The following is a 14686-nucleotide window of genomic DNA, read 5'->3' on the forward strand; positions in this document are numbered from 1 at the left end:
GAAATATTATTCATTTTTCAGACAAAGTGCTGCTGCACCCAAAATGGGTGAATCCACCAAATCCGATGTTTCGATTTTAAAATTTTCAAGTTGTTTTTGATAGGCAAACGAGCCAAGGGTCTCTTGTAAGGACGCTTTGAAAAATGGGTAGGCATTACTTATTGAACCACCAAGGATAATGGATTCCGGTGCAAACAAATAAAGAATGGCCTTTATGGCCTCTCCCAAATGCGCCCCATATTGTCTAAAAGCCGAAAGGGCTACCGTATCATCCTGTACTGCCTTATGGAACAGTTCCTTTGCTGATTCCCCATATTCATGTTCAAAAAAGAAGCTTCCGGCATATTGTTCCATAATCCCATTTTTATAGGGGAGCATACCCACTTCACCAGCACCACACAGGACACCATTGTAAAGCTTGCTATCTATTAAAATTCCCATGCCGAGCCCTGTGCCCAATGAAAGGGCCACGCAATTATCATAGCTTTTGGCCTTTCCAAAAAACTTCTCGCCCAATGCAAAACAATTGGCATCATTGTTTATAAATACCGGTACTTTGTATTTTTGTTGGACCAGTTCCTTTAATCGAACTTCCTTCCAATCTGGAATATTTTGAACATCGTAAACAATACCTGATTCTGAATCGACTATAGCAGGAACGCCTATTCCAATGCCCGCTACGGAATCATTGAACACTTCATCCATTATGGAAAACAAGTTGGAAAGCGTTTTCTTTTGGGAATCCTCGCGATTGACTCCCACCATTGCCGTTTGTACCACCTGATTGCCTTCGACCCTTCCCGCTTTGATCTTGGTCCCACCGACATCAATCCCTAAAATCGTCTGTGCCTGTTTTTTCACTAATCCTTTTTTAAACTTATGGTCTTATTGTTTACCAAGGGTTTGGCCCAAAAGCCTATGGTAAGAATGAAAGCCAGTGGGATCATCAAGAAAAACATCCCTGTCTTTAGAGACAATAGTTCACCCAATCCCCCTACAATAAAAGGAATCACAGCACCACCAGCTATTCCGGTACATAGAATCCCAGATAGGGAACCATGGTGCTCCTTCACTGAATTGAGTGCCAAGGAAAATATGATGGAGTACATTACGGAAATGAAAAATCCAACCGCTGGAAAACCTATCAAAGCCATTTGCGCTGAACCCGTCAAAGCCACAATAAGACTGATAACGGTTATGGATGTGGCCAAAATCAATAGTTTTCGACTGTCCATTACCTTGAGAAGCAACAGCCCCAACAGACAACCTACTGTGAGCATGGCCCAAAAGTAGGATACCGTATCGGCACCGGTGGTTTTGGGATCAAGACCGTGGTATTGACTCAAAAACTGTGAAATCCAGTTCCCCACCCCTTGCTCAGTGCCCACATAGCAAAAGATGCCAAGGAAATAGAGAATTGTCCATTTATTCTTTAAAAGATCCCAATACGAACTTTTGCTGCCTGCCTTCTCTTCTTCGGTCTTTTCGAATTTTGGGTATTTGGTCAAAAAAACATAAATGAACAGGAACAAAGAGATCAATGCAAATACGATGTAAAGTGATGCCCAAGGCAAATCCTGTGGAACCCATCCACGCAACAATGACGCTACGGTATCATCCGAATGATCATCATTTACCAAATATTTGTACAAATAGGGACTCAAAAAGGATGCAGCACCAAATACCAGTTGTGCCAAAACGGAATTAAAGGCAAAGTGCTCTTCGCCACCGGCAACCCTTAGCATCGGATTGATGATGACCTGTAAAACGGCCATACAACATCCCAATACGAACAGCGTGATACTGAAAACCCCGTATTGTGGCAATAATGCAAAACCCAGGGAAGCAAGCGCCATGATCAAAAAAGAAACAGAAAGCAAAGTCCTTTCGCTATACTTTTCAGACAAAAATCCAGCGGGTATGGACATAATGCCATAAGCTATGAAAAAAGTGAAGGGCAATAGGCCCGTCAAAGTAAGGCTAAGGTCAAAGCTATCCTTTACATCCACAATAATGGAATTAAGAATGTTGGTAATGAAGGATATCACAAAAAACACGATCATTACCAATCCGATAATGTGGGTATACCTTTTGGTCCTGGGCTTGCTGGTCTCCATAGTCAATTGGTTGGTTATTTAAATTTGGATACTACCTGGGCGGTCAGTGGTGTTTGTTTATTTTGAACCCAACATGGGGAACATTTCCTTGATTTCCTGATCCGTGGGTTGCTTGCCGTATTCGCATATCTCAAAGAACTCCACATGTTTCACTTTTGAAATGTCCGTATTGGGATACCATTTCTTGACTGCTTCCAAGGTACTGGCATCCGCTGTTCTGTTCATCCATTTGTCCTTAAGCCAATCTAATCGCTCCTGCCCATCCGTTGGTATGGTGGAAACATCAACGCCATTGGTCCATGGCAACCACTCGAACATTTGGGAATCGTGGGCGGCCAATCCTTTTACTTTGGTGTCTATCACATCATCTATAATTACGGCGATATCCTTTTGAAATGGATATGGCTTTTGAAAATGATCACTCATGTAAAGGAAGACAGGGTTCTTTTTTAAGGGAGGGGTATCTGGTGCTACATTGGGTACGATGTTCATATAGGCCGCATCCTGTACCACCGATCCAGCATTCCTGTGGTCCGGGTGGTAATCATTTGGTCGAAGCCCTAGAACAATATCGGCGTCCCAATCCCTAATACGACGGATGACTTCCAATCTGACGTTCAAGGTCGGGAAGAGTTCTCCGTCGTGGTTGTCCAATACTTCATACTCGGCAATTCCCAATGCTTTGGCTGCATCCTTTGCTTCTTGTCTACGTTTCTTACCCAAAACGCCACCACCCATGGCATAATGACCTGCATCACCATTGGTCAAGGACAAGAACTTTACGTTGTGTCCCATTTTGGCGAACAGTGCTGCCGTGCCTCCAAATTTGGAGTCACAATCATCCGGGTGTGCCCCGATAGCTAGAATATTCAACACTTTTTTTTGCTGGGCCTGAAGGGTTGAAAATGCAAAGCATAAACAAACGGCCATTACTAATTTTCTCATTGTTTTAATAGGTATAAATTTGTTAACATTTTACAATTGTCATGCTGATCATCCCAAAAGGGACAACCTTAATAATTCTTTGTTTTCCAAATCATTATGACATTGATTGGCACATAGTGATAAGTAGGTAATTCATGGAATTGGGGCCAATCAATCAAACTAACTTAATGAATGAAAACATGCACTATCTTCTTATCTTTTTAGTTTTGCGAAAAATTTGGATTGATGTCCATTTCCCTTTGGGGGATATAGAAATACTCACGAGTACCTGTGATGAACGTTTCGGCATCTGGAACAAGACCAGTGGCGCCAAACCGTTTTAAATCGGGCCATCTATGGTTTTCAAAAGCCAGCTCCACTCTTCTTTCGTGGAGTAATTTTTCCTCAAATGAACCTGGTGTGGAAGCATCGATATCCAAAAGACCCGCCCTATCCCTGACCTCATTGATCAAGTCATAGCTTTCAGGTGTTTCCCCAAGGGCTTCTGCCAACATCAATAGTACATCCGCATATCTGAATACCACAAAATTGGTGTCTGAATCGTTTTCAACGGCCAAATCTGATTGGTATTTTCTCACGTGTCTGGCTTCGACTATTTCCCCTTCCAAATTCGTGTAGGTAGCCCCCATGGAAATTTCATATCTCAAATCCCCATCTTCATAAGCTTCCTGCATATCAACAGTAGGTCGGTTTCGTCCAAAACCGGAACCGGTCTGCAAATCGGTACTTGGGGAAAAGTCATTGGTAAAAAGACTACCCTGTCCAATTCCTCCACTGATATACTGTACCTCAAAAATCGATTCCGGATTGTTCTCATTGGCAATGCCCCATAGATCGGCATAATCAGGCAACAATTCATAACCGTAATTGCCAATAATACGTCTAAGTACTGGTTCAGCAGCTGAATTATTTCCCAAGGTCAAATGAACCTTGGCCAATAAAGTGGCGGCAGCTCCCTTGGTTGCCTTTCCCACCTCACTTCCCGAATAGGAAACCGGCAGGTTTTCTTCAGCAGTGGTCAAATCGGCCACCAATTGCTCCAAAACAGTGTTTTCATCAACCTGAACCAATTCATCACCACTCACGTACGGTGTAAGTTGCAATGGGATATTACCAAATCCAATGGCCAAATGATAGTAGACCAATGAACGTATGAACAAGGCCTCCCCGATGATTCTATTCTGAAGCGTTCCACTCATTTCTATGGAAGGGATGCGTTCCAAAATAACATTGCAATTTGCGATTACCCTATAAGACTCACTCCAAGCTGAAGTGATCTGTTCATTTAGAGCATCCTCGGTAAAGGAATTTATTTCAGTATACTGACGAGCCAATCCAGTGGCATCGGGCCCCTGATCGGTATTATCACTTCGCATCTCGAACATCGTCCAGTACCCACGACCGTATACTCCAGTGCTTTGCAGCCCGGCATAACTGGCATTTATGGCCACCTCGAAATCTTCGGGACCGTTATAAAAATCTGCCTCGTTTCTATTGGAAATTGGCGCGAGATCGGTAAAGTCTTCACTACACCCGGCAAATAGGGCCGTACATAGTATCATATATAGAATTCGTTTCATTTTTTCCGTTTTTTAGGTTAGAACTTTAGGTTTACCCCCATGGTAAAGGACTTGGTCAATGGGAATGCCCCATAATCCTCCCCGGGGGTCAAACTATTCGTTGTGATACTACTGACCTCTGGGTTGTAACCGAGGTAATCGGTTATGGTAAAGAGATTGGTAGCGGTAACATAAAACCTAAGTTTCTGAATTTTGCTTCCGAAAAACTTTTCAGTTGGCAAAGTATAGCCCAAGGTCACATTTCTCAAACGCACATAAGATCCATCTTCTACTTGAAAGGAAGAAGGTCTATTATTGTTCCCATGATTTCCGGATTCCCTATCCGCTCTTGGAATGGATCCGTTTCCTGGTTCTGAAGGAGATCTCCATCGCTCATTGAAAACGGCATAGGAGTTAAAGTTGGCCTCACCATTCTTCATGTGTCTGGAGGTAAGGTTCAATATCTCGTTTCCTTCGACTCCTTGGATCAAGAAACTGAAATCGATATTTTTAAAAGTCAATCTATTGTTTACACCCCAAGTAAAGTCCGGGAAATAGCTACCGGTCACTGTTCTATCGTCCGGTGTGATTTCCCCATCACCATCCACATCCTTGAACCTGAAGTCTCCAGGGGCTGGATCGGGTGCCTGTGTATCAAAGGGTGCATTATCGATTTCCTCTTGGGATTGATAAATTCCATCTACGACATACCCATAGTAGCTTCCTATTGGGTCTCCTACACGGGTAACGTGCCTTACACCTGCACTTCCAGAAGAATAAATGGGTTCGTTTCCTTCATTTAAGGAAAGTACCTCATTTTTATTGGTAGAAAAGTTGATATCGGTGTTCCACGTAAAATCACCAACAAAATTTTTAGTGCTCAAAGCCAATTCAAAACCTCTGTTCTGAACCTCTCCAAGATTTCTCAAAGTTGTTTCGAATCCTGAAACGGATGATATGGCAACATTCAACAATAGGTCTCTTGTCTTGGTGTCATAATAGTCAGCCAAAAGGAATACTCTATTATTAAACAACCCCAACTCAATACCCGCATCGATCTGTTCAGATTTCTCCCAAGTTAGGTTCGGATTTGGGATAGTGCTCTGCACCAATCCATTGATTTCGTTCCCTCCAAGGTTATAGTTCTGAGGTGAAAGTAGACCTACAGCCCCGTAGTTAGGAATTTCAAAGTTTCCTGTCTGACCCCAACTGGCACGCAACTTCAGCTCTGATATGGTTTCCGAATCCTCCAAAAACGACTCTTCGTTCAATCTCCACCCCAATGAAAAGGAAGGAAAATATCCCGTTTGGTTATTTCTCCCAAATCTTGAAGATTTATCAGATCTTATGGTTCCTGTAAAAAGATATTTGTCTTTGTAACTGTAGTTTACCCTAAATAGGGAGGATAATAAAGACCATTGTTCAGTAACAGAGGTTCCACCGTATACCTGTCCTCCGCTTACGGTTGGCACTAGGTCATCTGGATAATTATTCGCCATTACCCTTTGCAACGACAAATTGTCTCTTTGGGCAGTGTATCCCAAAACAGCATCCACATAATGATCCCCAAACTCCTTTTTCCAATTCAGTGTATTTTCCCAAAGCCAATTGGTCTCGGTTGAAGAAGAGGCTTGGCCATAAGGGTTGCCATCCGCTGAATTTCGGTATAACAATGTGTTGGCCCTATAAAAATCCTGGTTGAACAAGTTGATGTAGACTCCTCCAAATGTTTTAAAACTCAGTTCAGGAAGAATGTCATAAGTCAAACCAAGGGTTCCCCTTGTCTGGAATTGGAAAATTTGATCGTCCACAGCTTCTATAATAGCTAAAGGATTACTTGCCGTCGTGGTTCCACTTCCCAAATACGATTGGTTGTTTAATTGGTTGATTGTTCCATCTGGATTGTAAGGACTCACAGTGGGTGAGTGAACAATTCCCGAATATACAATTCCAGGAGGGGTTCCAAAATAGGGTGCGTTTGCCGGAACCCTTTGATTTTCGGTAACCGTTGGCGCCAATCTTACATCTAAATTCAGCTTTTCTGTCAATTGGGAATTTAAGTTCAGTAAGATGGAATAACGTTCAAACTTAGCCTTATCTATTACCCCTGTTTGCGAAAAATATCCTGTGGAGGCATAAAAGCTTGTTTTGTTCCTAATTGGCGAAGCATAAGAAAAGTTATAACTCTGAACTATTCCTGTCTTAAACATAAGATCTTGCCAATCGGTATCGGTTCCATCCCAATTCAAAAAAGATTCGGGCATCTCATAATTCCCGTTTCCCCTTTCTCCTGGTCCAATTGGATCGTCAATGGAGGCTCCTTCCACGGATTGCAAGTAAGCATTGTTTCTTGAGTCCCTTGTATAATCAATCAGTTCCTCCGCATTCATCAAATCCAACTTATTGGCGACAGATTGCATACTTACATAAGAATCAAATGAAAAAACACCTTCATCCCCGTTAGATCCTTTTTTGGTAGTGATCAATAATACCCCATTCCCACCACGAGAACCATAAATAGCGGCGGCACTGGCATCCTTAAGTACTTGGATGGATTCAATGTCATTTGGATTCAATGTGGCCAAGGGGTTTATGCTTGGAGGCTGAAAGGCGGCCCTTTGGTTATTAATGCCTCCCAATTGGCTTGAGGATGTAAGATTTCGAGAAATGGGAATCCCATCAACCACAAATAATGGATCGTTTCCCGCAGAAATAGATCCAGAACCCCTTACCCTAATATTTGGAGCTGCACCTGGTTCTCCGGAAACCTCCTGTACCTGCACCCCTGATACTTGACCGATCAGTGCGGCCTCAGGTGTAAGTGCCGGTACCTCGGTAATGGTTTCCGTGGATACGGAAACCACAGATCCAGTCACCTTTTTCTTTGCCAATGTACCGTATCCAACAACGACCACTTCTTCCAAAGCAGCTGCATCCTGCTCCATGGTAACGGTTACTGAGGTTTGACCCGCAACATTTACCTCTTTTGACAGAAAACCAATATAAGAGACTTGGATAACAGTTACCCCGGAAGGCAATGTGATCTCAAAATTCCCATCAAAATCCGTAGTGGTCCCAACACTGGTCCCTTTTGCTATAATACTGGCACCGGCCAAAGGGATACCGGATTCGTCCAGTACTAGCCCCGTTAGGTTGGATTGTGGGTTTTCCGTTTCAATCTTTTTTTGCGGAACCAGACTTGGAAGGGTTTTGTCCCTTTTCTTGATAACAATCTGCCTTGCTATAATCTCAAAGGTAAGGTCGGTATCCTTGAAGACCTCTTTAAGAAAGTCCTCCACACAAAGGCTTTCTCCATTTACAGAGATTTTTCGGTTGACATTGACTTCGGAAGCTTCATAGAAAAACTTATATCCGGTAGTTTCGGTAATGGTTTCAAAAACATCGCTCAATTTGGTATTGTCAAAGCTGCGAGCGACCTTATCATACTGTGCACACGATGCGGCACTGACCTGTCCTAGAATGAAGAGGAAAAAAAAGCCGTACATCAGTCTTTTGCCGATTTTAGGCAACGGAGCACATAATATTTTGTTTTTTTTCATAATTGAATTGGTGTAGTTAGTTAGTATCTGTTTTTTGGTCTATTGGTTTTCACATCATAGGCACTATTGTTTATTAGGTTTTTTAATTATTATCAAATCATCTTTTTTATCATAACTGAAATGGGTATGTGCCTGAATGGTCCTGAGGACATGCTCAATATCCTCTTCATCGAACATACCGGTAAACCGTCTTTCTTCAAGCTCTCCGTACAGGTTCTCGATCCTCACATTGTACTGGCGCTCCAATCTTTTGATGATATCCTCCATCGCCTCGTTCTCAAAGGTCAATATGCCCTTGGTCCAGGATATATAGGAGGACACATCCACATCCTCCACGGTAAAGAGGTCTTCATTCTCCAACGAGTTTGACGCTTTTTGGAAAGGTTGTAGCATTTGGATAGCATGATCTGCCCCTTCAAGACTTCTCCCTACTCCTACAGACCCCTCCACCAGCACCACTTCACTGATCTCATCATCTTCATAGGCAGAAACATTGAAAACCGTTCCATACACCCGAGTATGCATTCTTTTGGTTTTTACGATAAAGGGTTGTTCGGAATTTTTGGCGATTTCGAAAAAGGCCTCCCCTGTCAGACTGATCTCCCGGGTCTCCATTCCCTCAAAACTGGAGGGGTATGTCATACTGGAACCGGAGTTCAACATGACGGTGGAGCCATCTTGAAGTGTTATGGATAGATTCTTTCCATAGGGTACCCGTATGGTATTGTTCGTAATCTTCCCTATCGATTTTTTTTCCTTTTGGGTCAGTACCCCTTTGACCATTGATACCATGGTACTTCCATTACGACTTTGCACAGTCCCATCGGTTTCCGGGTCTATGGTCAACACTTCCCCATTGTCCAATTGCAGTGTGATCTGGTTGACATCCGAGTCCATATCAACTGGAACGGAGCTGGAATTTGTTTGGGTCAAGAGAAAATATAGGGAGGAGCCCATCATAATGGTAATGATGGCAGCATATTTCCATAGTTGCGGACGCGTACCCTTGCCCATATAGCGGATTTTCACATCGTCCTTGCTTTTAATTGAACCCAAAAAGTTCTCGAAAGCAGCTTCTGTCTCCCAAGGTTTTTCCTCGTAATTGACCAAGAAGTCCGCTTGTACCAGTTTTTTGAAAACTTCCTTGTTGTTTCCCTTTTTTACCCATTCGTATAAAATGGCCAATTCTTCTTGGGAAGCCTCTTGGTTGATATACCTTGTGATTATCCTTCTTATATCAAGTCTGGTCATCTGATTTTTTTTGTCACTTTATTAAGAGACGCAGCATTTCCAAAAAACCCTTACAAGAATTTCATTTTTTTAACATATATATTGTGAAGTAAACAGGAATCAACGCCGGAATTAGCGTTAAAAAACCAATAAAAAGAGAAATGGAACCAAATTCGGTCCCTACTACTATAGAAAACTGGTAAGCTGAGTCTTTAGGCGCTTCATCGCCCTAGCCATATGGACCTCTACGGTCTTTATCGAAATGTGGAGCTGTTCGGAAATCTCCCTGTATTTCAATCCTTCCCTTTTGCTCATGATGAACACTTTCTTGCACTGTTCCGGGAGATTGTCTATTTCCCTTTCCACCATTTTAAGTCGTTCCTCAAAAAGGGAACTATCCACCTCGGTCATTTCCAGATATGCCTGCTGCTTTAAACTTTCCAGTAGTTGGGACTCTTTATTCTTTTTTCTTCGGGAATCAATGAAGACATTATAGGCCACCTTAAAAACGTATCGTTTCAATTTGTTCTTCCCGATCTGCAACTTGGAACGATTGTCCCATATTTTTATAAAGGTCTGTTGGGCAATATCCTCGGAAACCTTTGGATTTCCAGAAATCGCGGTCATATAATTGCAAAGCTCCTTGTGGTACAACTTAAAAAGGTGGGCATAGGCTTCTTTCTGGCCTATTTTCAATTGTTCAACAAGGTAAGGTTCGTTATCAAAGCTATTTTGATCCATTTTTTCGCCTTTCTTTTAAAGTATTAGGCAGCCATTAAAGCGTCAAAGTATAGTTTGCTCAGCTTTTATATGCCAATACTTTTATTCCTAACATGTGTCGCTCGAATTATGTTTTCGGGCAAAACCTGTATAAACGAAAAAAGTGCTTTAATTGAAAAATCAATTCCGTACAATGAATCACTTTCCGTGAGAAAGGGAATTAATTGTTCATCGCATGAATGAAAACCAATAGAAATATTTTCCAAAAAACGTTAACAAAGTATAAAAAAATCTTTAAAACCATATCATTTTTTCATTTTGTTTTTATGGTCTATGATTATTGGCACCGTTCCATTCCATGAGATGGACTTCATCAAGGTTGCATTTTTAAAACAAAAAAGATGTCAAAAAGCGATTCATTTTCAATTTCAAAAACATGCGGGCCATCTTCTTTAAATTCAGGTTTGGGTCAAACAATAGGAAATTTGAAAAATTATTGACCATCGAATTATGTAGAATGGATTTACAGCCGTCCCTAAAATGCAAAAAACAAGGCACCTATGTCCATTAATCGATTGTCGTGTTTTAAAAAGATGCTGCCGGATTTTGAATGGGAAACCGCTCCATCATCCCATCTGTGTATTGAACACGATCTTATCATCATACATGGCATCCAATCCCATTTGCACACAAGCTGCGGCCATGGCACCTGTCTTGGCATTGGAAACGGGCAAGGTATTGCTCACAATACTGTCTCTAAAGTCAATTAAGGCCTGTTTGCTAGGGTCCTCATGGTCAAACTCCAATGGAATCCCCCTGCCTTGATCCCAGTTTAAAGTTGCCCCTGAAACACCATCGACCTCCCCGATCTCTTTTTGGTAGCTTCCCTCGGGATAGTACCAAGCCTTAACATAATCCAAGATATAGGTTCCCTTGTCCCCCATTACCTTGACCTTGTAATCACCCATGGCGTTACTGGTAAGACAAGTAAATGATGCCCGTACTCCACTGGGGTAGCTATAGATAAGATGGATGTTGTCATAGGTTTCCCTACCGTCTTTCCAGTAATCGATGCCCCCCATGCCCATGACCTTTTCTGGCATGGCACCCATGACCCAATTGGCAAAATCCAATTGGTGCGAACAAAGTTCGGCCAAAAGGCCCCCTGAAAATTCCCGGTACATGCGCCAATTGATCATACGCTCCCATTTTGGATCCGGCACAGGGCGGCGCCAATTGCCATTACGGTTCCATTGACACTCAAAAGCCGTTATTTTACCTATCTTACCTTTTTTGATCTCATCAACGACATGCGAATACAAACGGGAGCTATGGTATTGGTGCCCTGCCTGGAATATGCCATTGGATGCGTCGGCCGCTGCCACCAATTCTTCTATTCCCTCGTATCCCTTTGCCATGGTCTTTTCCCCGTACACATGCTTTCCTGACTTTAGGGCATCGACAACGATTTTGGAATGTGTACTGAAAGGGGTCGCCATCAAAACGGCATCCACATCCTTGTCCTCCAACATTTTTTTATAATCAGCATACCCTTTGGCCTTTCCCTCTACTTTTGAAAGTCCCGAGCTAAGCCTAAATGGAATGATATCGCAACAGGCCACTACCCGCATATTGGGAATCTGGTTGATAAATGGAATAAGTCCGCCGCCCCGGTCTCCTGTTCCAATGACACCTACATTGATGGTTTCGTTCGCACTGGGTGTTCCATACCCAAGCACCGTTGGGGCATATAAGGCAGCAGAACCTGCCAAACCACTTTTTACGATAAAGTCTCGTCGCTTCATATCCGCTTAAAGTTTTGGTTCCCATCCGAGTTCATAAGTTCTCTTCCAAAGCGCCATGGCTTCCCGATCGAATATTCTGCCCGTATTCCCATCCACATTGAAGCCTTTATCGATTCGATAGGATATATTGGCATAGTGCGTCAACATTTGTGAAATGGCCCCCACTTCAATATGTGATGTCAACGCTTCTTTTCCCCTAATGGCATTAAAAAAATTCACTGCGTGCCTTGTTGACAGATCGCCACCGCCTCCAAGAGCGGTACCACCTTCGCTGCCACCGGATTTACTTTCCTTGATCAATTCCCCCTTAAGGTCATACAGTTCATATCCGTCACGGTCCACCATTACCGAACCTTCGGAACCATAAATAAGAGTGCCTCGACCTCGACCATATTTGGAATAACCGTTCCTACTGCTACCATCCCATTGAATGGTCTTATCATCGGCAAACGCATAGGTAGCCTCCATGGTGTCGTACATTTCCCATCCGTCATCTAAAAATTGATGTTTTCCTGCAATCACATCCACATATTCCGGGTATTTTACATCCAATGCCCATCTCGCTATATCCAATTCGTGGGTTGCATTATTGCCCATTTCGGCGGTTCCGTAATCCCAACCGTACCAATGCCAATTATAGTCCCAAGTATCGTGGGCATAGGCTTTCCTTGGGGCCGGCCCTTGAAACAGTTCCCAGTCCAAGCCTTCCGGTGGTGCGGTCTTTACAGGTATCGGAACCTCTCCCCTTCCATTGGTATAGAAGGCTATCGCTTTATAGGCCTTGCCTATAATGCCGTTGTGGATATCTTTGATGATTTCGATACTCTGGGGAGATGATCGTTGCTGGTTACCCATTTGGACCACCTTATCGTATTTTTTTTGAAATGCAACCACTATTTCGTTTTCATGGGGGTTATGGCTGCATGGCTTTTCAAGATACACGTGTTTACCTGCTTCCATGGCCATACAGGCCCCCGGTGTGTGCCAATGGTCTGGAGTGGCCATAAAAACCGCATCCACATCCTTGTCTTCCAAAATCTTTCTGATATCCTTTTCCTGTTTGGGATGATGTGTTATTTGTTTGGAGACATTTTGTACCGCCTTTTCCAATTGACTATCCCGAACATCGCACAGATAGTCTAAGCGTACATTATTCTCTTTTGTTACTATGGAAGGAATATACGCACCATATCGCCTTCCCAATCCTTGAATGGCAAGATGAATCCTATCATTTGCACCTAAAATATTGTTGTAACTCCTAGCTGTCATAGCATTGATACTACTGGGTAGGCCCATGCCAATGGCTGCGACCGTTGTTTTCTTTATAAAATCTCTTCGCGCTCCCATACTTCTATTCTTGATCTAATGGTTTCATCTTTATATTCTTAAAACTTACCTGGTCCCCATGATCCTGCAACAATATGTGGCCTCTATCGGATTCTCCAAAATTGGGCCATTTCACATACTTGCTCTCGGATACCAGTTTGCGATATGCTTCGCCTTTTCTCTCGTACTCCAGTACTTTTGCACCATTGAGCCAATGTTCCACATGGTTATTCTTTGAAATGATATGGGCCGTATTCCATTCCCCAATAGGATTGATAGCTTTATTGATATCTGCTTTAATCAAATCGTACAAAGAAGCTACAGTTCGACTACCCTCATGGTTCCCCAGTTTTGCATCCGGATGCCTTTCATCATCCAAAATTTGATATTCCAACCCAATAGAGGAGCCTGGTCCCTTGTTCAGGTCGGTGTCCACATAATATTTGATACCACTATTGGCGCCCTCGGTCAATTTGAAATCCACTTTTAGCTCAAAATCACCATATAGCTCTGTGGTGACAATATCACCACCAGCTGCCGATTCTTGACCTCCAGAAGAAAGAACCGTCAATACACCATCCTTGATCTCCCAACCTTTATCGGGAAAATCATCAAGACGGGCACCTCGCCATCCGTTGGTCGTTTCACCGTCCCATAATAATTTCCATTCATTTTTTTCCTCGTCAATGGTCAGCTGATTTTTGGTCACTACTGGTGCCAAGGGCATTTCTTTGCTATATTTTGAAAGGCTGTCGGTTAAAATTTTGACATTTTTCCAAGCAATTTCTGTTCCTTCCTTCTGATCTTTACCGATACTGTGCACTTGAAGAGCAATGAAACCACTTGCTGTCTTGTCATCAATCAAATGGGCGGCGGGCACTCCATTGATCCAAGTTTGGATCGTATCCCCGATCGCCTCGACCCTATAGTGGTTCCAATCGTTTTGTTTAAAGGCTTTCTGTGCTTCTGGGTTATCGTCCAAAGTGACAAGCCAACCTCTTCGACCTTCGTCATAGATACCGGCGCTCCATGCCCGGTCCGATGGGTCGATCTCAATCTGATAGCCGTGGACCCTTCCGTTTTGATAATGGGGAAAGCTATTGCTCCTTACTTGAATTCCCGAATTCATCGTTGAATCCACTTTGTAATCCAATTCCAAAATAAAATCGCCATACATCTTATCCGTAGTTAAAAAGGAATTGGGTGTATCATGGACGGTAGACCCCACAATGGCATCCCCTCTTACCTCATAATTGGCTTCTCCGCCCTTTTGGTTCCATCCGTTCAGGGTTCCATCGGTCAAGTCGACCCATGGTACATCGTCTTTGGGGGCATCGGCACAAGACCAACACAGTAGCAATGCCAAGGCCCCTAGTTTTAGTTTGTTCATTTTATGTGTCATGAGTTAAAAATTATACTTTACA

At 42.9% G+C, this 14686-nt stretch carries 10 protein-coding genes; all 10 read right to left on the bottom strand.

The annotated features are described in order from the left end of the window. Positions 1 to 6 precede the first annotated feature (6 nt). Positions 7 to 861 carry an ROK family protein gene (locus tag PY092_RS18260; protein ID WP_275617202.1) on the bottom strand — a complete coding sequence of 285 codons (855 nt, stop codon included), beginning with the start codon at positions 859 to 861 and terminating at the stop codon, positions 7 to 9. Next, positions 861 to 2117 (bottom strand): MFS transporter, encoded by a 1257-nt coding sequence (locus tag PY092_RS18265; RefSeq protein ID WP_275617203.1) that lies wholly within the window; start codon positions 2115 to 2117, stop codon positions 861 to 863. The genes PY092_RS18260 and PY092_RS18265 overlap by 1 nt, the downstream gene beginning before the upstream one ends. 57 nt (positions 2118 to 2174) lie before the next feature. After that, positions 2175 to 3062, bottom strand: coding sequence for a PIG-L deacetylase family protein (locus PY092_RS18270; protein ID WP_275617204.1), 888 nt, complete (start codon positions 3060 to 3062; stop codon positions 2175 to 2177). A gap of 200 nt (positions 3063 to 3262) precedes the next feature. After that, positions 3263 to 4642 (bottom strand): RagB/SusD family nutrient uptake outer membrane protein, encoded by a 1380-nt coding sequence (locus tag PY092_RS18275; protein ID WP_275617205.1) that lies wholly within the window; start codon positions 4640 to 4642, stop codon positions 3263 to 3265. 17 nt (positions 4643 to 4659) lie between these two features. Continuing rightward, the gene (locus PY092_RS18280; RefSeq protein WP_275617206.1) at positions 4660 to 8181 is read right to left on the bottom strand and encodes a TonB-dependent receptor; all 3522 of its coding nucleotides are present in this window, start codon (positions 8179 to 8181) and stop codon (positions 4660 to 4662) included. Between the two features lie 63 nt (positions 8182 to 8244). Then, complete coding sequence (locus PY092_RS18285) at positions 8245 to 9432, bottom strand: FecR family protein (protein ID WP_275617207.1); 1188 nt, start codon at positions 9430 to 9432, stop codon at positions 8245 to 8247. Positions 9433 to 9597: 165 nt separating this feature from the next. Continuing rightward, positions 9598 to 10152 carry an RNA polymerase sigma factor gene (locus PY092_RS18290; protein WP_275617208.1) on the bottom strand — a complete coding sequence of 185 codons (555 nt, stop codon included), beginning with the start codon at positions 10150 to 10152 and terminating at the stop codon, positions 9598 to 9600. 605 nt (positions 10153 to 10757) lie between these two features. After that, positions 10758 to 11936, bottom strand: coding sequence for a Gfo/Idh/MocA family protein (locus PY092_RS18295; protein ID WP_275617209.1), 1179 nt, complete (start codon positions 11934 to 11936; stop codon positions 10758 to 10760). Between the two features lie 6 nt (positions 11937 to 11942). After that, positions 11943 to 13283 (bottom strand): Gfo/Idh/MocA family protein, encoded by a 1341-nt coding sequence (locus PY092_RS18300; protein ID WP_275617210.1) that lies wholly within the window; start codon positions 13281 to 13283, stop codon positions 11943 to 11945. A gap of 4 nt (positions 13284 to 13287) precedes the next feature. After that, complete coding sequence (locus PY092_RS18305; protein WP_275617211.1) at positions 13288 to 14652, bottom strand: 3-keto-disaccharide hydrolase; 1365 nt, start codon at positions 14650 to 14652, stop codon at positions 13288 to 13290. Between the last annotated feature and the right edge of the window lie 34 nt (positions 14653 to 14686).

This window comes from Flagellimonas yonaguniensis (genome assembly GCF_029193885.1).
Taxonomy (GTDB): domain Bacteria; phylum Bacteroidota; class Bacteroidia; order Flavobacteriales; family Flavobacteriaceae; genus Flagellimonas; species Flagellimonas yonaguniensis.

What these genes read in the sequence shown, in the direction of transcription:
- PY092_RS18265 (WP_275617203.1), bottom strand. Translation starts at nt 2,117, where the DNA reads ATGGAGACCAGCAAGCCCAGGACCAAAAGGTATACCCACATTATCGGA.
- PY092_RS18270 (WP_275617204.1), bottom strand. Translation starts at nt 3,062, where the DNA reads ATGAGAAAATTAGTAATGGCCGTTTGTTTATGCTTTGCATTTTCAACC.
- PY092_RS18275 (WP_275617205.1), bottom strand. Translation starts at nt 4,642, where the DNA reads ATGAAACGAATTCTATATATGATACTATGTACGGCCCTATTTGCCGGG.
- PY092_RS18280 (WP_275617206.1), bottom strand. Translation starts at nt 8,181, where the DNA reads ATGAAAAAAAACAAAATATTATGTGCTCCGTTGCCTAAAATCGGCAAA.
- PY092_RS18285 (WP_275617207.1), bottom strand. Translation starts at nt 9,432, where the DNA reads ATGACCAGACTTGATATAAGAAGGATAATCACAAGGTATATCAACCAA.
- PY092_RS18290 (WP_275617208.1), bottom strand. Translation starts at nt 10,152, where the DNA reads ATGGATCAAAATAGCTTTGATAACGAACCTTACCTTGTTGAACAATTG.
- PY092_RS18295 (WP_275617209.1), bottom strand. Translation starts at nt 11,936, where the DNA reads ATGAAGCGACGAGACTTTATCGTAAAAAGTGGTTTGGCAGGTTCTGCT.
- PY092_RS18300 (WP_275617210.1), bottom strand. Translation starts at nt 13,283, where the DNA reads ATGGGAGCGCGAAGAGATTTTATAAAGAAAACAACGGTCGCAGCCATT.
- PY092_RS18305 (WP_275617211.1), bottom strand. Translation starts at nt 14,652, where the DNA reads ATGAACAAACTAAAACTAGGGGCCTTGGCATTGCTACTGTGTTGGTCT.